Below are 25,268 nucleotides of genomic sequence, written 5' to 3'. Positions count from 1 at the left end.
TAACGCCGCGCCGCGCGGCGGGCCGTTCCGCGCGGCTCAGCCCAGACCCAGGTCCGCGAGCCCGTAGGCGTAGAGGTACGGCACGCCCGCGGTGTCGCGCACCCGCTCCGCCGCGCCCGTGTCGCGGTCCACGATCGTGGCGACCGCGACCACCTCCGCGCCCGCCTCGCGCACCGCCTCCACGGCGGTCAGCGCGGAGCCGCCCGTCGTCGAGGTGTCCTCCACGACCAGCACCCGGCGGCCCGCGATGTCCGGGCCCTCGATGCGGCGTTGCATGCCGTGCGTCTTGCTCGCCTTGCGCACGACGAAGGCGTCGAGCGGGCGCTCGCGGTCCCCCGCGGCGGCGGAGGCGTGCAGCATGGCGTCGGCGATGGGGTCGGCGCCGAGGGTGAGGCCGCCGACGGCGTCGTAGGCGAAGTCCTTCGCGAGGTCGAGCATGACGCGGCCGACGAGCGGCGCGGCGGCGCCGTCCAGCGTGATCCGGCGCAGGTCGAGGTAGTAGTCGGCCTCCATGCCGGAGGAGAGGGTCACCTTGCCGTGCACGACGGCCTTGTCCTTGATCTGACCCAGCAGGTCGGCATGTGCGTCGCTCATGGCGGTGAGCCTAACCGAGCGTGCGCCACGCCCAGGTGGTCGATACCTCCAGCGGCTCGATGGGGGTGACGAGGTGCGGATGGGTGTTGAGCCCGTTGGGCGGGCCGGACTGCGGCTCGACGCACACGGCCTCGGGCTGCTCGTCGTAGACGACGACCCACTCCGCGCGGCTGGTGACGGTCAGCTCCAGCCGGCCGGGCCAGGTGAGCGTCACCTCGACACCGTCGGGCATGCCGAAGCAGTCGTCCCACGGGCCGGGCCGCGGCTCGATGCGCTTGCCGGTGGGGAGGTGGTCCTCGCCGCGCTGCTCCTGCCAGGCGGCGGTGAAGCCGAGGCGTACGCCGGGATCGCCCTCCGAGAGGTGGCGTACGAACCAGGGGTGCCAGCCCGCCTGCGCGGGGAAGGAGTCGCCGGCGGCCTCCACGGCGAGCGTGAGCGTCACCCGCTCCGGCTCCAGCTCGACCAGTTGGGTCACGCGCCCCGGGTACGGCCAGGGGTCGGCGAGGTCGTACGAGAACGCCGCGGCGGCGTCGTCGGCGCGCAGGGTGCGCCAGGCGGTGCTGCGGCCGGTGCCGTGGATGGCGTGCGGCGGGGCGTCCAGGGGGAGGCGGTGCTTGACCCCGCCGTTGCGGAACGCGCCCCGCTCCAGGCGACCGCAGAAGGGGACCATGGGGAAGCAGCCGTAGTGGTCGCCGGCCCGCAGCAGCTCGGCGCCGGCCACGCGGAGGCTCGCGACCCGGCAGCCGTTGCGGGGATCCATCGTCAACTCGGCGTCACCGGCGGTGAGACGTGTGGGCACGCGTCGAGCCTAGACGAGGAGCGGGCGGGGCCGGCACCCAGCACCGGCCTCGGCGGGCCGGGCCCGGCGGCGCGCGGGGGCGGCGGGAGCGCGTGGGGCGCCGGCGCCGGCGGTGGGCGCAGGAGCGGGCGGTCGTGGGCGCGCGGGCGGACCCGGGCCGCGGTACAACCGCCGCCGCCCCGGCGCCCTGTGGTGTCCGCCCCGGTGGAGCCGGTCAGCGGCGGCGGCGCAGGGCCCGGCCGAGGATGACCGCCGTGGCCACCGCGACCGCCGCGGCCGGCGCCAGCCAGCGCAGCCCCGGCGAGGAGAGGGGCGCGTCGGCGGAGGGAGTCGGCGCGTACCGGCCGCGCGGCGGGGCGTGGTCGACCTCCTCCGCGCTGCGGCCGATCATCGTGCGCCGGGCGTGCGCGGCCTCCGGCTCCTCCAGCAGGTCGTCGGACGGCTCGTCCGTGTCCTCCTCCTCGTCGGACAGGGCGTCGATCACGTCGTCGGAGAGCGGGTCGAGCGACGGCGGCGGCACCTCGGTGCCGAAGACCTTGCCGGTGCCGGGCGGGGTCTCGTCGCCGTGCTCGGGGGCCGGGATGCCGGGGATGGCCCGCTCGTTGTCGTCGCCGAGCCCGGCGTCGGCGCCGTCGGCCGGCTGCACCGCGTCGTCCGGATGGTCCGTCTCGACCACCTCCACCGTCTCGACCGTGTCGGCCGTCTCCGCCGTGCCGGCCGGCTCCCCGGGCCCCGCCGCGAGCGGCTCGGCCAGCAGGCCCGCCGCAAGGCTCTCGGCGAAGCGCTCCAGCAGCCGTCCGCCCGCCGCCTCCGCCTGCGCGTCCTCGACGGCCGCCAGCCGCCCCGTGCTCACCACCGTGCCCGCGCACAGCAGCACCGTCGTCCCCGCCTCGTCCGCCTCCCGGGGCGTGAGGGTCAGCGACGCCGTCACCTCCCCGCTGCCGCGCGACTCCTTGCCCTCGGCCTCCACGGCGACGGAATCGCCCCGGGGCGTCAGCCGCAGCGTGCCCCGGTACGTGATGCTGGAGCCGGCGACGCGAAGCCGCAGCCGGCCGTGCAGCGTGCCCGGGTCCTCCGCCGGGCCGTCGTCGAGCGTCAGCCCGGGGGCGCTGCGGGCGACCCGCTCGGCGTCGGACAGGGCGCGGCGAACGGTTTCAGCGGGCTGCGGTACGTGCACCTCTCGCTCCATGGACCGGAGCCTACCCACGGGGAACCTGCCCGGCACAGGGTTCTGCGGCGGGTGGGCGAACAGGTCACTCCACCGCCCCCGCGGCCCGTCGCACCCACCCCGACCAGCGGAAAGTAGCGCGTGGTCCGGCGCGGCAGCCCTCCGGGACGGGACGCACCCGCCGCCCTCACCCCGGATACGCCGGGTGCAGCAGCGTCGACGGCTCCAGGTCCGCCGCCTCCGGCGGGGCGGCCAGCAGGGTGGCGCCCGGGGGCAGCGCCGGGGTGAGGGGCCGGCGGGCGGCGAGGACGAAGCCCCAGCGGTCGTCGCCGTCGCCCGCCTCGTACACGGACGGGGTCAGCCCCGCGGCCCGCACGGTCGCCGCCACCGTCCACAGGCTGTGCGCCGCGCCCCCGGAGCCCGGCCCCGCACCCGCCCCGGCCCCGCCGTCCGGCCCCGGCCCACGCCACGACGCCGCGTGCACCACCAGCCGCCCCCCGTCCGCCAGCGCCCGCCGCGCCAGCCCGTAGAACTCCTGCGCGTACAGCTTCGTGCTCCCGGTGTTCCGCGGCCCCGGCAGATCGGACACGATCACGTCGTACCGCCCCCGCGGCGCCGACCGCCGCAGCCAGTCGAACGCCTCCGCGTGCGCCACCCGCAGCCGCGGGTCGGCGTACGCGTGCTCGTTGAGCCTCGTCAGCCGCGGGTCCTCGGCCGCCAGCCGGCTCAGCTCCCGGTCCACCTCGACGACCGTCACCTCCGCGACGTCCGCGTGCCGCAGGGCCTCGCGGGCCGCCAGCCCGTCGCCGCCGCCGAGGACGAGGATCCGCCGCCGCGCGTCCGGCGCGGCCAGCGCAGGCCGCGTCAGCGCCTCGTGGTAGCGGCGCTCGTCCGCGGAGTCGACGCGCACCTGCCCGTCGAGGTACAGGGCAACGGAGCCGTCCTCGTCCGCCGTGAGCACGATTTCCTGGACGTCGGTCTGCTCCGCGACGCGCACCCCGGAGCCGTAGACGGCGTTTCTGGCCGCAGTTTCGAAGGGGGCGGACAGGAGCGCCGCGAGCGCGAGGAGCGCGAGGACGGTCGCGTTCCCCGCGAACAGCGCCCAGCGCGCACGCCGGCTCAGGTCATGCCGGAAGAGATAGAGCACGAGCGCGCACCCCGCCGTGGCGTTGACCGCCCCCGTGATGAGCGCGCTGGAGAGCTGGCCGAGCCAGGGGAGCAGCACGAACGGGAAGGCCAGCCCGCCGGCCAGTGCCCCCACGTAGTCCGCGGCGAACAGGTCGGCCACCGCGCCGCCCGGGTCCTGCCGCCTGACGCGCTGGATCAGCGTCATCAGCAGCGGCACCTCGGCGCCGATCAGCACGCCGATCGCCAGCGCGTACGCCACGAGCACGAACCGCGGCTGCCCGAACCACGCGAAGCACGCGTGCAGCGCCATCGCCGACAGCCCGCCGAGCAGCGCGAGCACCGCCTCGACCGCGCCGAAGGCGACCGCGGCCCGGATCCGCAGCCGCTTGGCCAGCAGCGATCCGACGCCCATCGCGAAGACCATGACGGAGAGCACGACGGACGCCTGGGTGACGGAGTCGCCGATGAGGTACGAACCGAGGGCGACCAGCTCCAGCTCGTACACCAACCCGCAGGCGGCGCAGACGAAGACCGTCGCGAGCACGAGAAACCGCCCGGTGGCGGGGGGCACCGGGAGCGCGGGCGGCGGCGCGCCCGGCAGCGCGGGGGCGCCGCCGGGAGCACGCGTCGTCTGCTCGTACGGTTCGATCACGGAGGAACGATACGTTTGCGCTGGTGCCGCCCTTTGTCACCCACACGTGTGCAATACGCCCTGGAGGCAGGCGAATTATCACTTTCAGGGCATCGGGGGCGCCCGGCGACCGTCCTAGACCGGCTCCGCGACCCGCGCGGCCATCGTCGTCCGCGTCGTCACCAGGCGTCCTTCCTGCGGATACGAGTGCCACGTGCGCCATCCGACGACGTCACCCTGGCGGTGCACCAGCAGCGCGGTGAACGCGTGCGGACTGCCCGGGAACGTGCCGGCGAGCCCGCGCGGGTGGTCGGTGACCAGCGCCAGCAACTCCTGGGCGCGGGACTCGAAGGCGCCCCGGGGCAGCGTCTCGACGCGGGCGGCGAACTCGTACTCCCACCCGGCGACCTGCTTGGCCACGCCGAGAGGGAGTGGCGTGCTGCTGCCCGGCAGACAGGCGACGGTCTCGGAACAGGCCGAGTCGCCGTCTCTGAGCAGCACTTGATGTGACGCCCCGAGCAGTCTGAGCTGCACGTCGGCGGAGCCGAGGCACAGATCGAGCACCGCGAGGGCGGGCATGGGGTCCATCCCGAGCCGCCATGCGAGGTCCTGGGCCCGGGTATCCGTGTACGAGGTCTTCAGAGTGGTGAGCATGGGTCGGCTCCGCAGGCAGGGTGGAAAGACATCGGGCCGCCCGCCTGATGGCGGGACCACGGGTGCGGGCGCAGGCCGAGAAGCACGCGGGCACGCCCCGGCAGAAGGGGAATGCGCCCGGGAAATACGGAATCATGAAGTGCGGCCCGCCGACAGCGTTTTTACCCTTCTTCACCGGGTTTCCATCGCGCGGGCGCGCGACTGGTCAGTTGTTCAGTTTGTGACAACTAGTACCCGCCGCCGCCTCCGCCGCCTCCGTCACCGCCACCACTCCCGCCACCGTCCCCGCCGGCGCCGGCGTCTCCGCCCCAGCCGAGCGCGTCCGTCCCGCCGGACGCACCGCCCACACCGCCCCAGCGACCCGCTCCGGACAGCCCGTTGCGGTGGGTGCTGCGACTGGACACGACGGCGGACAAGACCGCGACCAACCCGATCACGGCCCCGCCAAAGATGAGGAATACCATCGGACCCTCCTAATCTCCCCCGCCCCCGCGGAGGTCCGCTGTACCACCGGATGTGCCCGGCACGGGGCCTCCTCAACCCTCCGCCGTGCAAGCATGTCCCCATGGGACGCCCACCGCTGAGCAGCCGCCTGACGCCCTTCGTGACCACGATCTTCGCGGAGATGTCCGCCCTCGCCGTGCGCACCGGGTCGATCAACCTGGGCCAGGGCTTCCCCGACACCGACGGCCCCGCGGAGGTCGCCGAGGCGGCCGTACGGGCCGTGCGGGAGGGGCGTGGAAACCAGTACCCGCCCGGGCCCGGGATCCCCGAGCTGCGCCGCGCCGTCGCGGAGCATCAGCGGCGGTGGTACGGGCTGGAATGGGACCCCGACACCGAGGTGCTCGTCACCGCCGGGGCCACCGAGGCGATCGCGGCGGCGCTGCTCGCGCTGCTGGAGCCGGGCGACGAGGTGATCGCCCTGGAGCCGTACTACGACTCGTACGCCGCCGGCATCGCCATGGCCGGCGCGCGCCGGGTCCCGGTCACCCTCCACCCCGACGCGAGCGGCGAGGCGCCCGTCTACCGGCTCGACCTCGACGAGCTGCGCGCCGCCGTCACCCCCGCCACCCGCCTCATCCTCCTCAACTCCCCCCACAACCCCACCGGCACCGTCCTCGACCGCACCGAGCTGGAGGCCGTCGCCGCCCTCGCCCGCGAGCACGACCTGCTCGTCGTCACCGACGAGGTCTACGAGCACCTCGTCTTCGACGGCGCACACCTCCCGCTCGCCACCCTCCCCGGCATGCGCGAGCGCACGGTGTCGATCTCGTCGGCCGGCAAGAGCTACTCCTTCACCGGCTGGAAGGTCGGCTGGGTCACCGCCCCCGCGCCGCTGGTCGCCGCCGTGCGGACCGCCAAGCAGTATCTGACGTACGTCAGCGCCGGCCCCTTCCAGTACGCCGTCGCCGAGGCCCTGGCGCTGCCGGACTCCTACCTCACGGGCCTGCGCGCCGACCTGCTGCGCAAGCGCGACCTGCTCGCCGCCGGGCTGAAGGAGGCCGGCCTGCGCGTCTTCCGGCCGTCCGGCACGTACTTCATCACGGCCGACATCACCCCCCTCGGCGAGAAGGACGGCGTCGCGTACTGCATGTCGCTGCCCGAGCGGTGCGGGGTCGTCGCGGTGCCGACGCAGGTGTTCTACGACGATCCGGACGCCGGGCGCAGCATCGTGCGGTTCGCCTTCTGCAAGAAGGACGAGGTGCTGACGGAGGCGGTGCGGCGGCTGAAGGAGGGCCGTCCGGCGTAGGCCGGCGGGCCGCGGGGGCGCCGGGGCGCGCGGATGACAACTTCCTGCTCCCGCCCGGCGCCGGGGACCGGTCAGACCTTCTCGTACACCGAGACGTGCGACCGGCTCGCCGCGTCGAAGGGCCGCCGGTCCCACCCGGAGTAGCGCTCCCGCAGCCGCATCCCCGCGAGCCGCGCCATCAGGTCCAGCTCACTCGGCCAGCAGTAGCGCAGCCGCAGCGGGCGCAGCACGGTCCCGTGCGCGTCGAACGTCACGCGCTGGTACGTGACCGCCTGGGCGACCGGGTCGTGGACGAGGAACTCCATCTTCACCGCGTCCTCGGTCAGGGCGCGGGTGGCGACCCGCTGGTTGCGGTCGAACTCCTTGAGGTCCTGCACGAAACACTCGATGACGAACAGCCCGCCGGGCTCCAGGACCGCGGCGACGTTGCGGAAGCAGTCCACCTGACGGTCCTGGTCGGGCAGGTTGAACAGGGTGTTGAAGACCAGATAGGCCAGGTGGAACGGGCCGTCCACCGGAACGTCGGCCATGTCGCCGATGGTGACGGGGATGTCGGCGCCGCCGGGCTTGGCGCGCAGTCGGTCGACCATGGCCGTGGAGCCGTCGACGCCTTCGACGGCGACGCCGCGGGCGGCGAGGGGGAGCGCCACGCGGCCCGTGCCGATGGCGAGTTCGAGGGTGCGCGCGCCTGCCGGTGCCAGCCCGGCGAGGAAGTCGACGGTCGGGGCGGGTTCGTACACGTCGCCCTGGTCGTACTCGTGCGCGTAACGGTCGAAGAACGCGGGGTCGTTGAGATCGGTCACGGGGCAGGAGTCAAGCAGCGCAGGGCGGGGCGCCGCGAGCGAATTACCGCGGGGGAGCGGGCCGTACGGGCGGGTGCGCAGGGCCCCGTACGGGCGCATGCGCAGGACCGTACGGAGGCGGTGCGCGGGGGCGCCGTGCCGCGCACGCGCCGGGCGCGGGTGTCCCGCCTTCCGGCAGGACACCCGCGCCGGACGGCTACTTCGTCTCCAGGTCCCGCCGGCGGAAGCCCACGAGGCCCAGCCACACCAGCCCCACGGCGATCGCCGTCAGCGCCAGCAGCGGCGTCCACGACATGTCCTTCGCCGGAAGCTGCGGTACGTGCCCGAAGGGCGACAGCTCGTTCAGCACGCCCGGGAACTTGAGGATCTCGCCGAGGTAGCCGACGACGAACCCGTACACCGGGACCACCCACGCCGCCGCCACCGCCCGCGGGGCCCAGCCGAAGAGCGCCACCGCCAGGCCGATGGCGACCCACAGCGCGGGGGCGTACGCCAGAGCCGCGCCGACGAGCTTGAGGAACAGCCCGCCGTCGCCCGTGGAGGCGGCGCCCGCGGCGCCGAAGCCGACGCCGGCGAGCAGCATCAGCACCGTGCCGCCGGCCGCGCCGATGACGGTGTGGCTCAGCACCCACCGGTCGCGCGACAGCGCGGTGGAGAGCAGCGGCTCCGCGCGGCCCGCGGACTCCTCCGCACGCGGGCGCAGGGCGGCCATCACGACGTAGATCGAGCAGACGACGGCGACGACGATCATCACCACCGAGGCGAACGACTCCGCCACGTTGGCGCCGCCGATCTCGGCGAGTTGCTCCTCCAGTTCGTCGATGCCCTCGATCATCTCCTCGGCGTCGCCGAGGATCGACCCGTACATCACGCCGAGCAGCAGCGCGCCCGCGCCGAAGCCGAAGAGCAGCCCGCGGTGCAGCCGCAGCGCGAAGCCCAGCGGGGTGGTGAGGGTGCCGGAGCCGACAGGGCTGCCGACGCGGGCGGCCTTCAGGCCCGCGCCGACGTCGCGGCGGGTGCTGAGCACGAAGCCGGCCGCCGCGCAGACGACGGTGGCGACCACCACGAGCAGCAGCGGCCACCAGCGGTTGTCGACGAAGACGTAGGTGCGCTGGACCCAGCCGATCGGCGAGAGCCACGACACCCAGTCGTTGCCGACGTCGCCGGCGGCGCGCAGCGCGTACGCCGCGCCGATGACGGCCATCGCCATGCCGGAGGCCCCGCGCGCGTACGGGGTGACCTGCACGGTGATCGCGGCGACCGCGGCGAAGAAGATGCCGGTCACCGTGTGCGCGAGGCCGTAGAGCAGGGAGCCCTGGCCGTCGACGCCGTCGATGCCCATGCCGGCCATGCCGCCGGCCATCAGCAGCCCGACCGCCAGGTTGGCGAGGACGGCGACGGCGAGCGCGGCGGCGAGGTAGGCGTGCCGGCCGACGACGCCGGAGCGCACCAGCTCGGCGCGGTTGGTCTCCTCCTCGCTCCTGGTGTGCCGGGAGATGATGAGCACGCTCATGATGCCGACGAGCACGGCCGTGAAGCCGAGCATCTGGTGGCCGGTCATCGAGCCGATGTTGTAGTCGTCGAGGTAGCGCTCCGGGCCGGTCATGGCCAGGCCGGCGGGGCTGTCCATGGTCTCGGCGACGTCGGCGCGCTTCTTGGCCGTGTCGTACGACGTGTCGAAGCTGCTGACGCTGGAGACGGTCCCGAGGAACAGCGCGAGCACCCATACGGGCAGCCGCACGCGGTCCCGGCGCAGCGCGAACCGCACGAGCGTCCCGGTGCCGGCGAGCGCACCGGTGCCCTCGGAGGCGCTCGGGGGTGCGGAGAGCCGGTTGTCCGTGGCGCTCACGGCGCTCGTGTCGTCGGTGGTGGAGGGGGTGGCAGACATCAGGCTGCTCCTGCCTCCGAGTGGTGGCCGTTGTGCTCCAGCTCGTCGCCGTAGTGGCGGAGCATCAGCTCCTCCAGAGTGGGGGGATGGCTCACCAGGCTGCGGATGCCGAACTCCCCGAGCCGCCGCACGGCGGCGTCCAGGTGCTCGCCGTCGACGGCGAAGTGCACCCGGCCGTCGTCGGTACGGAGCTGGTGGATGCCCGGCAGCTCCTCGATGCCGGTGGCGGGCCGCTCGGTTTCGGCCTCGATGGTCGTCCGCGTCAGGTGGCGCATCTCGCTGAGCGTGCCGGACTGCACGATCTTCCCCAGCCGGATGATGCTCACCCGGTCCGCGAGCTTCTCCACCTGCGCGAGGATGTGGCTGGACAGCAGGACGGTCTTGCCCTCGGCCTTCGCCTGGGTGATGACGTCCTGGAAGACGACCTCCATGAGCGGGTCGAGGCCCGCGGTGGGCTCGTCGAGCAGGAGCAGCTCGGCGTCGGAGGCGAGGGCGGCGACGATGGCCACCTTCTGCCGGTTCCCCTTGGAGTAGCTCCGGCCCTTCTTGGTCGGGTCGAGGTCGAAGCGCTCGATGAGCTCTTCGCGACGCTGCTTGTCGATGCCGCCGCGGAGCCGCGCGAGCAGGTCGATGGCCTCACCGCCGGTGAGGTTGGGCCACAGCTCGACGTCCCCCGGCACATAGGCCAGTCGGCGGTGGAGCGTGACGGCATCGGCCCACGGGTCGCCACCGAGCACCTGGGCGGTGCCCGTATCGGCGCGCAGCAGGCCGAGCAGCACGCGGATGGTGGTGGACTTGCCCGCGCCGTTGGGGCCGAGGAAGCCGTGCACCTCGCCCGTCGCGACGTCGAGGTCGAGGCCGTCGAGCGCACGGGTCCGGCCGAATGTCTTGGTCAGGCCGGAGACGGTGATTGCCTTGGTCATACCATGTAAGCTACACGAACATTCACAAATTTGTGAAGTTACTAAAGCGTTAGGGTCGAACCTGACGTGGCCGGACGGGGAGTACGGAGAGAAGTGGCAGATCAGCAGCGTGATGAGCGCGGTGGGCGCGAAGAGCGCGGCGAAGGCGCGGAGCGCAGACGCGACGCGGACCGCGACGCAGGCGACGACCGGGACGTACGCGACGACCGCGACGCACGCGGTGAGCGCGATGAAGAGGCCGTGGCGAGATACGTGGAGCGGGTGGCCGCCGAACTCACCGAGATGGGCATGCAGCGCATGGCGTCCCGGGTCTTCGCGTGCCTCCTGGCGGACGACGCGGGCGCCCTCACCGCGGCGGAGGTCGGCGAGCGCCTGCACGTGAGCCCGGCGGCGGTCTCGGGCGCGGTCCGCTATCTCGCGGCGGTCGGCCTCATCACCCGCGAACGCGAGCCGGGCTCGCGGCGCGAGCGCTACCGGATGGAAAGCGACCGCTGGTACCAGATCTTCGCCCAGCGGGAGGGCATGATCCGGCGCTTCGAACAGACCCTGGACACGGGCGTCGGCATCCTGGGCGAGGGCACCCCGGCGGGCCGGCGGATCGAGGAGACCACCCAGTTCTTCGCGTTCCTGCGGGAGGAGAACGGCCGCCTGGAACAGCGCTGGTGGGACTACGTCAAACGCCGCGACGAGGCCCGGGCGACGGACGAGTGACGGCCCCCGTCACCGCACCCCGCCACACGGCCCGCGAGCCGCGCAGGCCCCGGAATCTTCCGGCGGACCGGCCGGCCCCGAATCCGGCACCACCGAACAACGCCACACCCGCCACCACCCCGGCACCCCCCTCCCCCACGCAGGGCAGCAGGGTTCACCAGGCACTACGCCTCTGGCCGCCCCCGCGGCGGCGTAACGGGCGGCGGAGGGCGAACGATTGCACGCTTCTGGAGGCCGATCGCGGCACCAAGCAACGTGGAGAAGAGGATGAGGTAAGCGCAGGCCGCGAAACCCAGGTAGACCGTGTCCTGTTCACGGATCACCGTGTGGGATCTACCCGTCCGGAGGGATCGGCGATCACGCTTACGTGGTCCCCCGCCTTGAGATTGCCGCAGCTTATGGAGCCGTGGATGGGGTCTCCGTCGGGTTCCTCCAGTCTGGAGGTGGGAAGTCTTCGGGCGTGCTACCCCACTGCCGTCACAACCGCGTCTGTCCCGTACCCTCTGTCATTCCGTACGAGGTCATCGTCGGCGATGATGAAGATCACCGCAAGGTAGTCGTCCGAGATCTCCGGTGCCTCCTGCCTTTTCGCCGGGACCACTTCCACCTGCCAGACACTGCTTTCCGCACTTCAGGCGCTGGCCGCTTTCCTGTCCTGTGTGTAGACGTCAATGGTTGACTTTCCCGCCATGAGCGCAACAATGCACGCCAGTTCTCGCACCTGTTCGACATCGAGGCACTGGCCGACGACGGCCAGGCCCCGGCCGCCGCCTGGAGGCATCGCGAGAGCGACTGCCAGCCCAAGTGTCACCTCGGCGTGAGGCTCAGTGCTGTAGGCGGACGTGTCCGGGAGGGGTAAGGAGACGGAGCCGTCCCCGAAAACCTGCGTGGTGCTGATCAGCCCGACACCCGTGCCGATCGCGGTCGGGAAACTCTCGGTATAGACGTCATCGTCGGCGACTCCTTCACCCAGAAAATGGGCGAATGCGGACCCTGCATCGAGGTCCTTATCGAGTGGCTCTGTTTCGATAACTCCGCTGCAGATCTGCCAGAATACCGGGCCTTGCTCGGTCTCCGGTAGCGCGACCAATCCGCACGAAAGCATGCCGTCTTCCAGAAATATTCGTCGAGTGTGCATCAAGGCGTCGATCATCGAATCCCTGATATCTGTCGAATGGTGAGGGAATGCCAGGCGGGTCGCTTCTGTGAATCGCTCTTTCGTGATGCTGTCATCGGCCGGATATCCGAGGATGTCAAACCAGTCGGTGGGTGCGAATAAATTGACTTGTCCGAGCGGTGGCCTGGAGCCAGACGTATGCGCCTGGCTGCCCGAGCGGGGGGTGCTCAATGGCGTGGTCGCTTTCGCTTCTAGGAGTGGAACGCGCGTGCTGTGATGAGCAGCGCCTGCGCAGGAGATTGCTTGCCTAGTATGGAGGTGCGTCGGGGGGCTGATATGGCCCGGGCGGACCTTTCGGTGGAAGCGGTGGTGCCGGGCGGGGCGGCGGGGGAGCTGGCGGAGGAGAGGGAGGGGGAGGTGCCGACTGGACGTATGTCGACTGTCCACGCTTCGCCGCGACAAATGTGCAAGCGGCCATGATCAGCGTGGTGCCCCCTGACAGCCCGAGCCAGAGAGGAACATTCGGCGAACGATGGCTTGGCCGAATCTCGTGCCGGGGATCGTAAAATACCCGGATGGTGTCCCCGGGGCGGGCGTTGCGGCAGCCGCCGAGGGGGCCGGAGGTTTTCACTCCGTCCTTGAACCGCAAGGTGCAGTAGGAGTTCTTCGGAGTGTCTTCACGAGAGACGACCTCGGCTGTTGTCCATTCGCCCCGCTGGCTGAGCAGCCGGTCCTGTTCCGTGAACACAGCCCATATCACCAACAAGAGCAGGGCAACGACGTAAGCCGAGGGGATCCAGCCCTTCGGGGCTGTACCGACGACGACGAACCAGATCAATGCGATGCCCAAGATCACACCGAGAATCCTGCACCAAGCGTCCAGTGTGTCGGATAGGGGAGCCAGAACGCCGGAGACCATCACGCCGGCTAGGGCTGCGGCGAGCATGGCCGCCACATTGAAGCGACTGGTCGTAGTACAGCGAGAGAGCCGGATGAGCCAGCTCGGCCAGTACACCTTCATGCCCATGCGATCGAGACCTCGGCAGACGATCGAAAGCTCATCAGGAGTGTTCTCTGCCTTTTCTTCAGCGCCGTCACCGGGTCGCCTCCTCGGCCTCGTCAGGGTCGAGGAAAGCCGGAGTCCTACCTGCCTCCCGGCCGATCAACCCGTTCGACGCCCACTTCGAAAACTCATAGGTGTTCTGTGCTCCTCCCCCCGGGAGCATCGCCACCGAATTCCCCATCCAGTTACCGGTGAATTGCAGAGACGAGGCGGTGAGCTCCATGCCTCCCACGGTCCGACCAGGTTGGGTGAGTGCAGTCCTGAACAACCCGGCGCTCCCCGGCCCGGCGATTCTGGTAAGCGCCTTCCCTGCCGCGAAAGCGCCGCCGCCGAATGCAAGACCTGCGGCGTCGATGAGCACCGTCTCGTCTGTGAGGGCTGCCAGGAAGCTCCCTGTCGTTCCCACAGCCATGAGATAGTGACTGGTCAGTGCCAGCGCCCCCAGGCCGAGGGCGAACGGTGCGAGCACCGGGAAGGCAAGGGACAGCAGCCCCAGGACGGCGCCGAGCGTACCGGCGATGTCACCGATCATCTTGAAGACCCAGGCGTGTTTCTCCAGGAATTCCCTGAGCTCACCCAGAGCGCTGTCGAGCACTCCGTCCAGTGCACCGACTGCCGCACCTATGGCTTCACCGATTTTGCCGAACAGGCCTGGTTCGTTGGGGGCGATGTCCATGGCTCGTTTCAGGCGGTCGGCGATGGCCTCGCCCTCCGCCCGGTAGCGGTCGGCCAGCGTTGCGGCGCGGTCCCGGATCTCTTCGAGGGTGCTCTCGGCGTTGCTGACGGCCGTCTCCGCGCGGGAGCGTTCGTTCGCCTCCCGCTTGGCCTCCCGCTCCTCCCGGTCGTTCTTGGGGACGTCGTGCCACTTGGGCTCGGGAGGCAGCCCCGACAGGTGAGTCCTTGCCGTCTCGGCCCGCGACTTCGCGGCTCCCGCCTCGTCCTCCAGCGCACGGGCCTGCAACTGCTTGGGCGGCATGTACGCGGCCCACTCCTCCAGCGCCGCGGCCGATCGGGCGAACGAGTCGCGGGCCTTGTCGATCTTCGGCCTGAAGTCGTCGTTGAACTGGCGGCGGAACTCCTCGGCGGCCTTGCCCCGCCATTCGCCGTCCCCGCGGCCGTTGAGTACCTGCGATATCTCGTCCAGCGAGCGGGCCGCCCGGCGGACGACGCCGGCGACGTGCTCGGCGGCGCGGTGATCGCCCGGGCACGGGTCGAAGCCGATCGCGGGGAAGCGGGCCCTGGCTTCTGCCGTGTGGCCAGGGCCGAGCTGGTGCCACTCCGTCATCCGGACTGCACCCCCTCGCCACTGCCGCCGTCACGCAGAGCCTGGGCGAGGTCATCGTCCAAGCCGGCGAAGGACTTCTTGATCTCAAGCAGTGCGTCAGCGGCTCTGTCGGAGAACTTGGTGAGCTGCTTGATGCCGTAGGACCACTCGTCACCGAAGTCGTCCATCCGTGAGGCGAGCTTTTCCACCCCCATGTCCGAGCCGTCGAGCTGCTCCATCTCCTCGCCGGGCACCTTCAGCACCTTCACGATGTGCAGGAGGTCGTGCCGGGTGCGATCGAGCATCTCGCCATCGACGTATAAGTCACCCAATGGTTGTCCCTCCCGCGGCCTGGGTCGGCCGCCCTGACGTGTGCGGGGTCGGCTGAGAACGATGCCCGCGGTCTGGGCCGGCGGACGACGGGGGGCGGCGGGTCACGATCAACTCCGAGTGAGGAAGGGATACTCCGTGTGACGACGCTATCGAAGACCCTCACCACCCCACCACCCTCGAACGCCCCGCCGCTCTTGCCTCATGAGGTAAGCGGCGGGGTTCGGGGCGCTGCCCGCTGCTAGCGGGTCGGGGCGGTGATCAGGCGCCAGGCGTTGGGGTGGGCGGTCCAGGTGCGCTGGCGGACCGGGGGGCTGAGGAGGGCGTCGGCGCGGTAGCGGAAGTCGCTGCCCCAGACGCGTACGCTGCGGGCCTCCGCGTGCAGGGGGTCGCCCGGGCCGCGGGGGCGGATCACCACCTGGGCCAGGCCGCTCGTCGGGTCCGTCACTACCCTGACCTGCGCCGTCGAGCCGTCCAGGTCCGCCAGGAGCACTCCGTCCGCCTCCACGCGGAGGCGGAAGCCGTTCTCCGGGGCCGGGTCGGCGCCGTCGTGCGCGGTGTCCTCGTCGTACGGGGCCGGCGCCCAGCCCTCGCCGTCGTCCTTCTCCGCGCCGTGACCGCCCGGCGGCGTCCGGCCTGCTGCGTCCGCACCGCCCGACTCCCAGCCTCCCGTCGCGTCCTCCGCGCCCCACGTGGTGACGACCGGCGGGTCCGGCTCGCGTCCGCCCTCGGTCCGCTGGCCAGCCGTCCGCGCCGCCACCGCCCGCGCCGCGAGCGCGCGCAGGCCCGCCGCCGGGGTCCACCGCCGGCCGCCGCCTCCCGCTCCCGGGCCGGCCCGCTGCGCCAGCCCGGCAAGGCCGCCGAACGGGAGGCCGCCCGGTGCCCCGCCCGGCGCACCGGTGCCTTCCGGCGTTCGGCCGCCGCCCGGCGTCCGGGGGCCGTGTCCCGTCCGGTGGTCATCCGCCGGTCCCGGTGCGCCCGCGGCCCTCGGCGCGCCCGGGCCGTCCGGGTCCGTCCCCTCCGCAGGCAGGCCCTCCGCCGGCAGGCGCAGGGCGTCCAGGACCACCCCGCCGCCGTCGTCCACCAGCAGTCCCAGCCGGCGCTCCTCGCCGTCCAGCACCGTCCGGGCCGCGTCCACCGTCCCCGTCGGGACCCCCAGCGTCGCCGCCAGCGTCCGCGCCGTGCCCACCGGGACCAGCGCCAGCGGGGCGTCCGCCAGCGTCTCCTGGCGGCGCAGCTCGCTCACCACCCGGAGGAAGGCGCGGTCGTCACCGATGACCACCGGCCGGCGGGCCCCCCGGCGGGCCAGGGCGCGGGCCAGTTCCGGCGCGCTCTCCGGCAGGCAGATCTTCGTGGCCGCCGCCGCGGAGAGCACGTCCCTCGCGATCCGTACGGCTTCCCCGTCCGCCCGCCGTGCAGCGGGGTCGATGAGCACGAGCAGTGAGCGCCCGGTGGGGTCTGGAGCCGACACCACGGTCCTTCCTCAGGTAATCTCTCGGTGCAAGAGCCCCTGTCGCACTTGTGCCAGGGGCTTCGTCTATCCGGGGCCCGGTCCGATCCCCGGTGCACGGCGCACCGCACGTTGGACATGCCCCGCCCGGAAGGGGTGTACGCCTGTGCCCGCACTTGTGCTGCTCGGTGCTCAGTGGGGTGACGAAGGCAAGGGGAAGGCCACCGATCTGCTCGGCGGCTCGGTGGACTACGTGGTGCGCTTCCAGGGCGGGAACAACGCCGGGCACACGGTGGTGGTCGGCGATCAGAAGTACGCGCTGCACCTGCTGCCCTCGGGCATCCTGTCGCCGGGCTGCACGCCGGTCATCGGCAACGGCGTGGTCGTCGATCCCGAGGTGCTGCTCGGCGAGCTGAGCGCGCTGCAGCAGCGCGGCGTGGACACCTCCAAGCTGCTCGTCAGCGGCAACGCGCACCTCATCACGGCGTACCACACCGACCTCGACAAGGTGACGGAACGGTTCCTCGGCACGCGGAAGATCGGCACCACGGGACGCGGCATCGGACCGGCCTACGCCGACAAGATCAACCGCGTCGGGATCCGGGTGCAGGACCTCTTCGACGAGTCGATCCTGCGGCAGAAGGTCGAGGCCGCGCTGGACCAGAAGAACCAGATCCTCGCCAAGCTCTACAACCGCCGCGCCATCCGCCCCGACGCCGTCGTCGAGCAGCTCCTGGGCTACGCGGAGCAGATGCGCCCGTACGTCGCCGACACCACCCTCCTGCTCAACGAGGCCATCGACGCCGGGAAGGTCGTCCTCTTCGAGGGCGGGCAGGGCACGCTCCTCGACGTCGACCACGGCACGTACCCCTTCGTCACCTCGTCCAACCCGACCGCGGGGGGCGCCTGCACGGGAGCCGGCGTCGGCCCCACGCGGATCAGCCGGGTCATCGGCATCCTCAAGGCGTACACAACGCGCGTCGGTGCCGGACCGTTCCCGACCGAACTGCTCGACGAGGACGGCGACCGGCTGCGCACCATCGGCGGCGAGCGCGGCGTGACCACCGGCCGGGACCGACGGTGCGGCTGGTTCGACGCGGTGATCGCCCGCTACGCGACCCGCGTCAACGGCCTGACGGACTTCTTCCTCACGAAGCTCGACGTGCTCACCGGCTGGGAGCGCATCCCGGTCTGCGTCGCGTACGACATCGACGGCCGCCGCGTCACCGAACTGCCGTACAGCCAGACCGACTTCCACCACGCCACGCCCGTGTACGAGATGCTGCCCGGCTGGTCCGAGGACATCTCGAAGGCCACGTCCTTCGAGGAGCTGCCGAAGAACGCGCAGGGGTACGTCAAGGCCCTGGAGGAGATGTCGGGGGCCCAGATCTCGGCGATCGGCGTCGGCCCGGGGCGGGACGAGACGATCCAGATCAACTCGTTCCTCTGAGCCTGCCTCTAAGTCAGTCAGCCGTCAGACCGTTCCCTTGAGGCGCTGGTCCTGCAGCGTCGTCAGTTGCTGCACCGCGAGCAGCGCCAGCACGCTCGTCACGATCAGCACGAACGAGAACAGCAGGTCGAACAGCACGATCCGGACCGCGGAGCCGATCGCCATGCCGACCTCCCAGTTCTCCGCGGTGACCAGGGCGAGCACCATGGTGGCGACCCAGGCGGCCCACCAGCAGTTCAGCACGCCCTTCCCGTACGACACGGGCCGCGGACCGTAGCCGGCGTGCGGGCGCGCCTGGTGCGGGAACGGACTGCTCACGCGGAACAGGTCGTTGGCGATCTGCATGGGGAACCAGAACTGGGCGACCGGGATGAACCAGGAGCCGACGGCAAGCCCGGGGGAGTAGCGCACCTGGCCCGGGGCGAACGCCTCGGCGTTCGCCCGCAGCCGGTGGAACCAGACCGACCACAGCACGGCGCACACCGCGAAGAGGAGGAAGTTGCCGGCGGTGAAGTTCTCCATCCGGTCGAGGTCCCCGGCCATGTACCAGGTGCCGGCGCCGTCCTCGCCCAGCATGACCAGAAGGTTGATCTCCTGGATCACCTGGAGGCAGACGTACGCCGCGTACACGCCCAGCACCACCTGGAGCGCCGTGGCGATGGGCCGCACCGCGCGCGGCCGGCCCGGCAGCGGAGGGCGGGGGGTCTGCCAGCCGGTCTGGCCGTAGGGGGCCGCCGGGGCGCGGTAGGGCGAGGGGTGCGCCGTGGGCGCGGCGCCGTAGGCGGGGCGCTGCTGCTGCGGTGGGGTGCCGTACGGCTGCTGGTGCCGGGGCTGCAGACCGGTCTGTCCGTACGCGCCGGGCGCGGCGCCCGTCGGCGGCGGCCCGTACGCCGGGGCCGCCCCGGCCGCTCCGGTGACGCCGCCCGCGGTCTGCGGGGTCTCGGCGTCCAGCAGTTCCACCGCCCGCCGCGCCAGCACCTCCAGCAGCGCACCGGGCAGCCACGGCCTGAGCTGCGCCGCCTGCTCCGTCACCGCGACCAGCTCGGCGATTCCGGGCCGCGCGTCCGGCTCCTTGATGAGGCAGCGCTCGATCAGGGTGCGCAGTTCGCCGTCGATGCCCGACAGGTCCGGCTCCTCGGCGGCGATCCGGAACATCAGCGCGTGCGCGCCACTGTCCTCCGTGCCGAACGGCATCCGCCCGGTCGCCGCGAACGCCAGCACCGTCCCCAGGCAGAACACGTCGCTCGCCGCCGTGACCTTCTCGCCGCGCACCTGCTCGGGCGACATGAAGCCGGGCGAGCCGATGACCGCGCCGGTGCGGGTGAGCCCGTCGCCGGCGGCGGTGACCGAGTCCAGCGCGCGGGCGATGCCGAAGTCGATGACGCGCGGGCCGTCGATGGTGACGAGGATGTTGGAGGGCTTGAGGTCGCGGTGGACGAGCCCGGCGGCGTGGATCGCCTGCAGCGCGCGCGCCAGACCGCCCGCGAGCGCGCGCACGGAGGCGTCGGGCAGCGGGCCGTAGTCCCTGGCGATGACCTCGTGCAGGGAGGGGCCCGCGACGTACCCGGTGGCGACCCACGGCGTCGCGGCGTGCGTGTCGGCGTCGAGCACGGGCGCCGTCCACTCGCCGCCGACCAGACGCGCGGCGGTGATCTCCTGCGTGAACCGGCGCCGGAACTCCGGCTCGCGCGCCAACTCGGCCTTGACCAGCTTCACCGCGGCGGTCCGGCCGCGTTCGGAACGGGCGAGGTACACGCGTCCCATGCCGCCCTCGCCGAGCCGTCCGAGCAGGTGGTACGAGCCGACGCGGCGCGGATCATCCGGTCCGAGGCTGTCCATGCTGCCCCCTTCCCCCTCGTCGGGCGAGCCTATTGTGTCGGGTCGGCCGGCGAGCCGTCCGCCCTCGTGTAGTGCCGGGTGCGCTTCTCGCCGCCGAGGAACTGGCGGTCCAGCAGGGAGCCGTCGGCGGTCGCCTGCACCGCGGACGAGAACCCGGGCACGCACGGACCGCCGAGCCGGCCGGTGTCCGCGTTGTCGCCGGGGGCGCCGCCGGTGCCGGGGTCCTCCGGGCCCTCGACGGAGGTGATCTCGGAGGGGCCGAGCAGCACGCGGTCGTCGCGCTCGTCGACGCCGACGAAGTCGGCCCTGGCCCGGCACGTGCTGCCGTCGCCGGTACGGGTCGTGAAGTGCACGGCCGCCTGCCCCGGCGCGGCCTGCACGATGCGCATCACCTGGGTGCCGGAGCCGGCGGGCCGCTGCCAGCGGCCCAGCAGCTCGCGCGGCACGCGCCGGTCGCGGGCCTCGACCCTGGTCAGCTCGGCGGTGCGGCCGCCTTCCGCACGCCAGCGCAGCTTGCCGTCGGCGTAGGAGAGTGTGTGCCCGCCGACCGGCCGGCACCGGCCGGCGGGGGCGGCCTCGACGACCTCGGTGTCCAGATGCAGCCCCTTGGCCGCGGAGGTCAGCTCGCCCTCGCTGGTGCACTGCGTCTCGCCGTTGAGGACGATGCTGGTGGCCACGACTTCGCCCTTCTGGCCGGGGCGGATCGTGAACTGGCGGTAGGCGCCGGTGGGTTGCCCGTCGCGGTGCTGGGTGCCGAGCCAGGTGCCGACGTAGCGGGCGGGGACGTCGGAGCCCGCGGTGCCGGCGGGGTCGTCGCCGCGCTGGGTGGCGAGGGCGACGGGCACGGCGACGCCGACGGCGACGAGGACGGCGAGTGCGGCCAGGAGCCGGGCGCGGCGCGGGCGCCGGCGGCGGGGCGAGGCGTCTTTGCCGGGGTTCCCGGGGTTCCCGGGGTTCCCGGGGTTGCCGGGGTTCCCGGGGTTGCCGGAACCGGAGGTGGTGCCGTCCTCGGGGCGGGCCGCGGAGCCGTAGGCGGCGGGGGTCTCGTACGGGCGGGTGGGGCCGGGGCGCGGCCGTGGGTCGGAGCCGGAGTCCGCCCCGTCCCCGCCCCTTCCCGGAACCCGAGGCTCCGCCCCCGGGCCGTGGTGCGCGGCCCGCGCGCCGCCCGCGGGGCTCCGGACGGTGACGTCCTCGGAGCCCGCCGTCCGGGACCAGGCCCGGGCGGCGGTCGCGGCATCGCCGCTCGCGCTCGCGCCCGCGGGCGGTGTCGCGTAGTCACCCGGTTCGTCCGCCGCGCCGGGCGCGTGCCCGCCGGTCCGCCCGTGGCCCGCCCCGGTGGGGGTTTCGTGGCCGAACGGTTCTGCTTCCGAGCCGGCGCCCTGCGCCCCGGCGGGGCGGGCCTCCGCCGGCGGCACCGGATCCGCCGGGGGCACCGTCCGCAGAGGGCTCGTGTCGCGGTCCCCGGCCGGGGGCGTGTCCGTGTCCAGCAGCCGCACCGCCCGGCGGCCCAGATCGGCTGTCAGCGGGGCCGGGAGCCAGGCCGCCTCCGGGTCCGGCGGGCCCGTCAGCCCGGCGAGCCGGTCGGTGGTGTGGCGGTCCGCGGGGTGCTTGGCCAGACAGCCGGATATGAGGGCGTGCAGCGCCGGGTCCGGCACGCCCGCCAGATCCGGTTCCTCCTGGACGACGCGGAACATCACCGCGTGCATCCCGGACGAACTCGATCCGAACGGCGCCCGCCCGGTCGCCGCGTACGCCAGCAGCCCGCCCATGCAGAACACGTCGCTGGCCGTCGAGACGTCCTCCCCGATGATCTGCTCCGGGGACATGAAGCTCGGCGAGCCGACGACGATGCCGGTGCGCGTGACCGTGCCGTCGGACAGGGAGTCCAGCGCGCGGGCGATGCCGAAGTCGATGACGCGCGGGCCCTCGATGGTGACCAGCACGTTGGACGGCTTGAGGTCGCGGTGCACGAGCCCGGCGGCGTGGACGTCGCGAAGCGCGCAGGCCAGCCCGTACGCGAGCGTGAAGAGCGACTCCGGCGGCAGGGGCCCGTACCGCTCGACGACCTCCTGCAGCGTCGGGCCCGCGATGTACCCGGTGGCGACCCACGGCACCGGCGCCTCGGTGTCGGCGTCGAGCACGGGCGCCGTCCACTCGCCGCCGACGCGCGCCGCGGCGCGGACCTCCGTACGGAAGCGGGCGCGGAACTCCTCCTCGGCGGCCAGCTCCTGCTTGACCAGCTTGACGGCCACCGTTCTGCCGCCCGCGGTCCGGCCGAGGAAGACCCGGCCCATGCCGCCGCTGCCGAGCCTGCCGAGCAGCCGGTACGCCCCGATTTGCGGTGGATCCTGCGACGCCAGCGGTTCCACGCTCTCCATTCCCCTACCCCCGTGGTCTACCCGGAGAGGGTAGGCGGTGAGGGGCGCCGGGGATGAGGGGGGACGGGATTCTCGTTGCGGGGCTGTCACATCATCGTCGTGGGCCGGTGATCTCGGCGTGGCGCCGATGCGGCCTCCTCCGCGTCCGCCTCCTCCGCCCCCGCCTCCTCCGCCTCGGCGTCCTCCGCCTCCAGCGCCTCCAGCGCCGACGACAGCCGGCGCAGCGCCGTCAGCGTCTCGCTGAAACGTTCCTCCCCGCCCAGTCGGCCGGTGAGCCGAGCGGCGAACCGCGCGTGCCCCGGCCCCAGCCGCGCCATCGCCCGCCGCCCGGCGGGCGTCGGCCGAAGTAGCTTGGCGCGGCGGTGCGCGGGGTTCGGTTCGTACGCCGCAAGGCCCTGCTCCACCAGCACGTCGGCGATCCGCTGCACGCTCTGCCGGGCCACCCCCAGCCCGCGCGCGACGGCGGCGACGGACGACGGCTCGCGGTGGACGGCGTAGAGGACCTGCCAGCGCGCCGCCGTCAGCCCGGCCGGGGCGGCCAGCCGGTCGCCGCGGGCGAGGAACTGGCCGCCGAGGCGGAACGAGGCCGCGGCGACCGCGTCGAGGAGCCCGCCGGCACCGAGGGCGGCCAGGTCGTCGTCCGGCGGGCCCCCGCCGGTGCCCTTGCGCATGATCCGCCGCCTTTCCGCTCCGTCGCTTTTCGGCCGCTTACGCGCAGACGGCCAGGTGAACGGTTCTGCGGGCCCGGAGCCCGCATTCCCCCTCACGACAGCATGCTGTCAAATGGGCAGCATGCTGTCGATCACCGCGACCGGCTGCCCTTATCGTGTGGGGGCATCCCCCATCAGGAAGGCCCACCGCATGACCCCCGCAGGTGCCGTGGTCCGGCGCGAGACGCTGCGTGCACAGATCGCCGACGCCCTGCGCGACGAGATCCTGGCCGGCCGGCTCGCGGCCGGGCAGCACATCACGGTCGGCCAGATAGCGGAGCAGTACGGGGTCTCCGCGACCCCCGTACGCGAAGCCCTGGTCGACCTCGCCGCCCAGGGCCTCCTCGACGTCGAGCAGCACCGCGGCTACCGCGTGCACGCCTTCACCCTCGACGACTTCCGCGCCATGGCCGACGCCCGCACCGTCGTGGAGATGGGCGTCTTCCGCGCCAGCCCTCTGCACACCGTCGTCCCCCGGCCGGGCGCGCTGACCGCGATGCGGCGCCGCGGCGAGGAGGCCGAACGGGCGGCGAAGGCCGGGGATCTCGACGTGCTCGTCCACTACGACCTGCGCTTCTGGCGCGAGATCACCAGCCTGATCGGCAACGACTACATCACCGAGTTCCTGGAGCGGGTCCGGATCCACTGCTGGATCTTCGCCGTGCCGTATCTGCGCGAGGAGTGCGAGAACTGCGTGCCCGGCACGTTCTGGCAGGGGCACATGCAGCTCGTCGAGGCGATCGAGCGGCGCGACGTGGCCGCGGCCGAAGAGGTGGTCCGCACGTACAACCGGCACTCGCTGGAGCTGATCGAACGGCTCGCGGGCGGCTGACGGCCCGATCCCGCGGCGCGGTGGCCGAGACCGGGCGCAGGCGGGGCGCGCTACCCGGCCGGGGGGTGCTGCCGGGCAGCGGTCAGCGGCTACGCTGAGCCGGACCGCGCAGTTAAGGAGCGTACCGCTTGGCCTGCGACCTGTGGCTGGTGCCCCTCGTCGATGTGCTGTGCCACAGCCCCGACAACCCCTTCGCCGAGGAGATCGCCTCCTACGACGCCGCCCTGGCGCAGGCGGGGCTTCCGCCGGTGCCCGTGCAGAGTTATATGCCGGGTCTCTCCGGCGACGTCGCCCCGGTCGCCGGCTTCGACTACGACGCGCTGCACTTCCTGCGCCGCGCGTACCTGCTGCAGTTGTGCGGACTTGAGGTCACGCCGGTCGGGGAGCTGGGCGGGGACTACGAGCAGTTGCTGGAGATGTTCGAGTCCACGGCGCAGCAGTCGCACCTGGTCTGGCACTACGACCATGCCGGCGCGTACGTCCCCGTCGACTTCCCGCATCCGCTGGTGACGGAGGAACTGCTGGCGGGAGGCGGGCCGCTGGGCTCGTCGCAGGGGCTCGTCCGCGAACTCGTCGCCGTCGCTCCGGCGATCGGCATCGACCCGGACAACCCGCCGCCGGCCCCGGCCCCGCCGCCGGGACCGACCGAGCTGTCGGAGCCGGCGGCGACCGCGCCGGCGGAGGGCGGGGAGTTCGCGCAGGAGCGGCACGTCTGGCTGGGCCTGCACGCGGCGGCGACGCGGAGCCTGGCGCAGGGGTCGATGATCGTCTTCAGCTGACGCCGGGCCCGGCCGTGCGGCCGTCGCCCGGTGCCGCTTCGGGGCCGCCGGTGGCCGGCGTACCGGCCGGTGCGGCGGTGAAGTCCGCGCCGGAGCGCGGCACCCCGACGCCCCGCCAGGTGAACGGCACGCCCGAGGCGCGCCGCGGATCCGGCCCGTCCATGAGCTGGAAGTGCAGATGCGGCTCGCTGGAGTTGCCGGAGTCGCCGCACTCGGCGAGCTGCTGCCCGGCCCGTACGACGTCGCCCGCGCGCACGGTCGCGGAGCCGCGGCGCAGATGGGCGAAGAGCGCGTACGAGCCGTCCTCCAGCTCCAGCACGACGTGGTTGCCGACGATCGCGCCGATGCCGGCGACAGCGGCGAGGGAGCGGACCACCTGCTCGACCACCATCAGATACGCCAGCCCCGGAACGGTGTTGCGCGCCCGGTGGTCGCGGTAGCCGGAGGCGGTGACGGTGACGACGCGGCCGGCGGCGGGGGCGAGCACGGGGGCGCCGTAGGTGGGAAAGTCCCCGTTGGCGGGGAACGGCGGCCACCAGCGGAGCCTCCGGGCCGCCGGGTCCCCGGGGGCGCGGACGATGTCGATGGCGTAGGTCTGGGCGAGGTAACGGGTGCCGTGGCTGGGCACCTTGTCGGCGGGGCTGTTGAACGCGCGCCACCGGCCGGTGACGGGGGAGCCGAGGGCGACGGCGCCGGGGAGCGCCCCGTCGGCACCGGGCGCGGCACCGCCCTTCGCGCCGCGCCGGCGCAGGGCCCGTACGCCGCCGAGGCAGAGCCGTACCGCCAACTCCGCCATGGCGGTGCCCCACACGACGACGGCGACCCACAGCACCACCCGCCCGGTGGACCCGGTCCCGACGCCGGTCAGCGCCGCGCCCGCCAGCACCACCGTGGCCGCCGCCTGCGCACCGCGCACCACCGTGACGGCCTCTGCCCTGCCCACGCGTCGCCCCCACCCGTCGTCTGTCGTCGCCCTCACCACTCTGCCTGACGGGCGACGGAACACC

General features: G+C 73.0%; 21 protein-coding genes. 5 read left to right on the top strand and 16 right to left on the bottom strand.

The features are described from left to right. Positions 1–36: 36 nt before the first annotated feature. The 5 genes from pyrE to I003_RS0118295 form a co-directional block, all read right to left on the bottom strand. Positions 37–594 carry an orotate phosphoribosyltransferase gene (gene pyrE, locus I003_RS0118315; RefSeq protein ID WP_027772830.1) on the bottom strand — a complete coding sequence of 186 codons (558 nt, stop codon included), beginning with the start codon at positions 592–594 and terminating at the stop codon, positions 37–39. A 10-nt stretch (positions 595–604) separates the two neighbouring features. After that, positions 605–1,354, bottom strand: coding sequence for an aldose epimerase family protein (locus tag I003_RS0118310; RefSeq protein ID WP_037721118.1), 750 nt, complete (start codon positions 1,352–1,354; stop codon positions 605–607). Positions 1,355–1,607: 253 nt separating this feature from the next. Next, on the bottom strand, positions 1,608–2,582 hold the full coding sequence (locus tag I003_RS0118305; RefSeq protein ID WP_027772828.1) for an SRPBCC family protein: 975 nt from the start codon (positions 2,580–2,582) through the stop codon (positions 1,608–1,610). Between the two features lie 166 nt (positions 2,583–2,748). Continuing rightward, positions 2,749–4,341 (bottom strand): polyamine aminopropyltransferase, encoded by a 1,593-nt coding sequence (locus tag I003_RS0118300; RefSeq protein ID WP_027772827.1) that lies wholly within the window; start codon positions 4,339–4,341, stop codon positions 2,749–2,751. 114 nt (positions 4,342–4,455) lie between these two features. Continuing rightward, entirely contained in the window at positions 4,456–4,974 is a 519-nt protein-coding gene (locus tag I003_RS0118295) for a DUF2617 family protein (RefSeq protein WP_027772826.1), read from the bottom strand. A gap of 565 nt (positions 4,975–5,539) precedes the next feature. Here I003_RS0118295 and I003_RS0118285 point away from each other — a divergent pair. Further along, the gene (locus tag I003_RS0118285; RefSeq protein ID WP_027772824.1) at positions 5,540–6,724 is read left to right on the top strand and encodes a pyridoxal phosphate-dependent aminotransferase; all 1,185 of its coding nucleotides are present in this window, start codon (positions 5,540–5,542) and stop codon (positions 6,722–6,724) included. Positions 6,725–6,795: 71 nt separating this feature from the next. Here the strand turns inward: I003_RS0118285 and I003_RS0118280 are convergent, their stop codons facing one another. The 3 genes from I003_RS0118280 to I003_RS0118270 all read right to left on the bottom strand — a co-directional run bounded on the left by I003_RS0118280 (position 6,796) and on the right by I003_RS0118270 (position 10,338). Further along, positions 6,796–7,527: a class I SAM-dependent methyltransferase gene (locus I003_RS0118280; protein ID WP_027772823.1), complete on the bottom strand. Its 732-nt coding sequence runs from the start codon at positions 7,525–7,527 to the stop codon at positions 6,796–6,798. A 196-nt stretch (positions 7,528–7,723) separates the two neighbouring features. Next, on the bottom strand, positions 7,724–9,415 hold the full coding sequence (locus I003_RS0118275; protein ID WP_027772822.1) for an ABC transporter permease: 1,692 nt from the start codon (positions 9,413–9,415) through the stop codon (positions 7,724–7,726). Next, positions 9,415–10,338, bottom strand: a complete 924-nt coding sequence (locus I003_RS0118270) for an ABC transporter ATP-binding protein (RefSeq protein WP_027772821.1) — start codon at positions 10,336–10,338, stop codon at positions 9,415–9,417. The genes I003_RS0118275 and I003_RS0118270 overlap by 1 nt, the downstream gene beginning before the upstream one ends. 93 nt (positions 10,339–10,431) lie before the next feature. On the opposite strand from I003_RS0118270, the gene I003_RS0118265 reads away from it, so the two are divergent. Then, on the top strand, positions 10,432–11,049 hold the full coding sequence (locus I003_RS0118265; RefSeq protein ID WP_027772820.1) for a MarR family transcriptional regulator: 618 nt from the start codon (positions 10,432–10,434) through the stop codon (positions 11,047–11,049). Positions 11,050–11,680: 631 nt separating this feature from the next. On the opposite strand, the gene I003_RS32615 is transcribed toward I003_RS0118265, so the two are convergent. From I003_RS32615 to I003_RS0118240, 4 genes are all read right to left on the bottom strand, one after another. Next, positions 11,681–12,202, bottom strand: coding sequence for a hypothetical protein (locus I003_RS32615; RefSeq protein ID WP_486584274.1), 522 nt, complete (start codon positions 12,200–12,202; stop codon positions 11,681–11,683). A gap of 1,058 nt (positions 12,203–13,260) precedes the next feature. After that, positions 13,261–14,514: a putative T7SS-secreted protein gene (locus tag I003_RS0118250; RefSeq protein WP_027772819.1), complete on the bottom strand. Its 1,254-nt coding sequence runs from the start codon at positions 14,512–14,514 to the stop codon at positions 13,261–13,263. Next, positions 14,511–14,825, bottom strand: coding sequence for a hypothetical protein (locus I003_RS0118245; protein ID WP_027772818.1), 315 nt, complete (start codon positions 14,823–14,825; stop codon positions 14,511–14,513). Before I003_RS0118245 ends, I003_RS0118250 begins: the two co-directional genes overlap by 4 nt. Before the next feature lie 239 nt (positions 14,826–15,064). Continuing rightward, positions 15,065–16,294 (bottom strand): diacylglycerol kinase family protein, encoded by a 1,230-nt coding sequence (locus I003_RS0118240; protein WP_027772817.1) that lies wholly within the window; start codon positions 16,292–16,294, stop codon positions 15,065–15,067. Between the two features lie 145 nt (positions 16,295–16,439). On the opposite strand from I003_RS0118240, the gene I003_RS0118235 reads away from it, so the two are divergent. Continuing rightward, positions 16,440–17,723, top strand: coding sequence for an adenylosuccinate synthase (locus tag I003_RS0118235; protein WP_027772816.1), 1,284 nt, complete (start codon positions 16,440–16,442; stop codon positions 17,721–17,723). A gap of 24 nt (positions 17,724–17,747) precedes the next feature. Here I003_RS0118235 and I003_RS32610 read toward each other — a convergent pair whose 3' ends face one another. The 3 genes from I003_RS32610 to I003_RS32600 all read right to left on the bottom strand — a co-directional run bounded on the left by I003_RS32610 (position 17,748) and on the right by I003_RS32600 (position 22,611). Further along, entirely contained in the window at positions 17,748–19,562 is a 1,815-nt protein-coding gene (locus I003_RS32610; protein WP_037721111.1) for a protein kinase domain-containing protein, read from the bottom strand. Between the two features lie 29 nt (positions 19,563–19,591). Continuing rightward, the gene (locus I003_RS36490; RefSeq protein ID WP_051368317.1) at positions 19,592–21,940 is read right to left on the bottom strand and encodes a serine/threonine-protein kinase; all 2,349 of its coding nucleotides are present in this window, start codon (positions 21,938–21,940) and stop codon (positions 19,592–19,594) included. 86 nt (positions 21,941–22,026) lie between these two features. Then, complete coding sequence (locus I003_RS32600; protein WP_078564143.1) at positions 22,027–22,611, bottom strand: MarR family winged helix-turn-helix transcriptional regulator; 585 nt, start codon at positions 22,609–22,611, stop codon at positions 22,027–22,029. A gap of 190 nt (positions 22,612–22,801) precedes the next feature. Here I003_RS32600 and I003_RS0118215 point away from each other — a divergent pair, with 190 nt between their 5' ends. Together I003_RS0118215 and I003_RS0118210 are read left to right on the top strand one after the other, a co-directional pair. Further along, positions 22,802–23,482 (top strand): GntR family transcriptional regulator, encoded by a 681-nt coding sequence (locus I003_RS0118215; RefSeq protein WP_027772815.1) that lies wholly within the window; start codon positions 22,802–22,804, stop codon positions 23,480–23,482. 128 nt (positions 23,483–23,610) lie between these two features. Beyond that, positions 23,611–24,261: a hypothetical protein gene (locus I003_RS0118210; RefSeq protein ID WP_027772814.1), complete on the top strand. Its 651-nt coding sequence runs from the start codon at positions 23,611–23,613 to the stop codon at positions 24,259–24,261. On the opposite strand, the gene I003_RS32595 is transcribed toward I003_RS0118210, so the two are convergent. Then, positions 24,254–25,204, bottom strand: coding sequence for a M23 family metallopeptidase (locus I003_RS32595; protein ID WP_037721109.1), 951 nt, complete (start codon positions 25,202–25,204; stop codon positions 24,254–24,256). The genes I003_RS0118210 and I003_RS32595 overlap by 8 nt on opposite strands. Positions 25,205–25,268 lie beyond the last annotated feature (64 nt).

It is taken from the genome of Streptomyces sp. CNQ329, assembly GCF_000482585.1.
The sequence above is the reverse complement of the archived record's forward strand: the minus strand, read 5'-3'. Positions and strand labels throughout refer to the sequence as shown.

Bases quoted from the DNA above. Each gene is read 5' to 3' on its own strand.
- pyrE (WP_027772830.1), bottom strand. From the start codon at position 594: ATGAGCGACGCACATGCCGACCTGCTGGGTCAGATCAAGGACAAGGCC.
- I003_RS0118310 (WP_037721118.1), bottom strand. From the start codon at position 1,354: ATGGATCCCCGCAACGGCTGCCGGGTCGCGAGCCTCCGCGTGGCCGGC.
- I003_RS0118305 (WP_027772828.1), bottom strand. From the start codon at position 2,582: ATGGAGCGAGAGGTGCACGTACCGCAGCCCGCTGAAACCGTTCGCCGC.
- I003_RS0118295 (WP_027772826.1), bottom strand. From the start codon at position 4,974: ATGCTCACCACTCTGAAGACCTCGTACACGGATACCCGGGCCCAGGAC.
- I003_RS0118285 (WP_027772824.1), top strand. From the start codon at position 5,540: ATGGGACGCCCACCGCTGAGCAGCCGCCTGACGCCCTTCGTGACCACG.
- I003_RS0118275 (WP_027772822.1), bottom strand. From the start codon at position 9,415: ATGTCTGCCACCCCCTCCACCACCGACGACACGAGCGCCGTGAGCGCC.
- I003_RS0118270 (WP_027772821.1), bottom strand. From the start codon at position 10,338: ATGACCAAGGCAATCACCGTCTCCGGCCTGACCAAGACATTCGGCCGG.
- I003_RS32615 (WP_486584274.1), bottom strand. From the start codon at position 12,202: ATGATCGACGCCTTGATGCACACTCGACGAATATTTCTGGAAGACGGC.
- I003_RS0118250 (WP_027772819.1), bottom strand. From the start codon at position 14,514: ATGACGGAGTGGCACCAGCTCGGCCCTGGCCACACGGCAGAAGCCAGG.
- I003_RS32610 (WP_037721111.1), bottom strand. From the start codon at position 19,562: ATGGACAGCCTCGGACCGGATGATCCGCGCCGCGTCGGCTCGTACCAC.
- I003_RS36490 (WP_051368317.1), bottom strand. From the start codon at position 21,940: ATGGAGAGCGTGGAACCGCTGGCGTCGCAGGATCCACCGCAAATCGGG.
- I003_RS32600 (WP_078564143.1), bottom strand. From the start codon at position 22,611: ATGCGCAAGGGCACCGGCGGGGGCCCGCCGGACGACGACCTGGCCGCC.
- I003_RS0118215 (WP_027772815.1), top strand. From the start codon at position 22,802: ATGACCCCCGCAGGTGCCGTGGTCCGGCGCGAGACGCTGCGTGCACAG.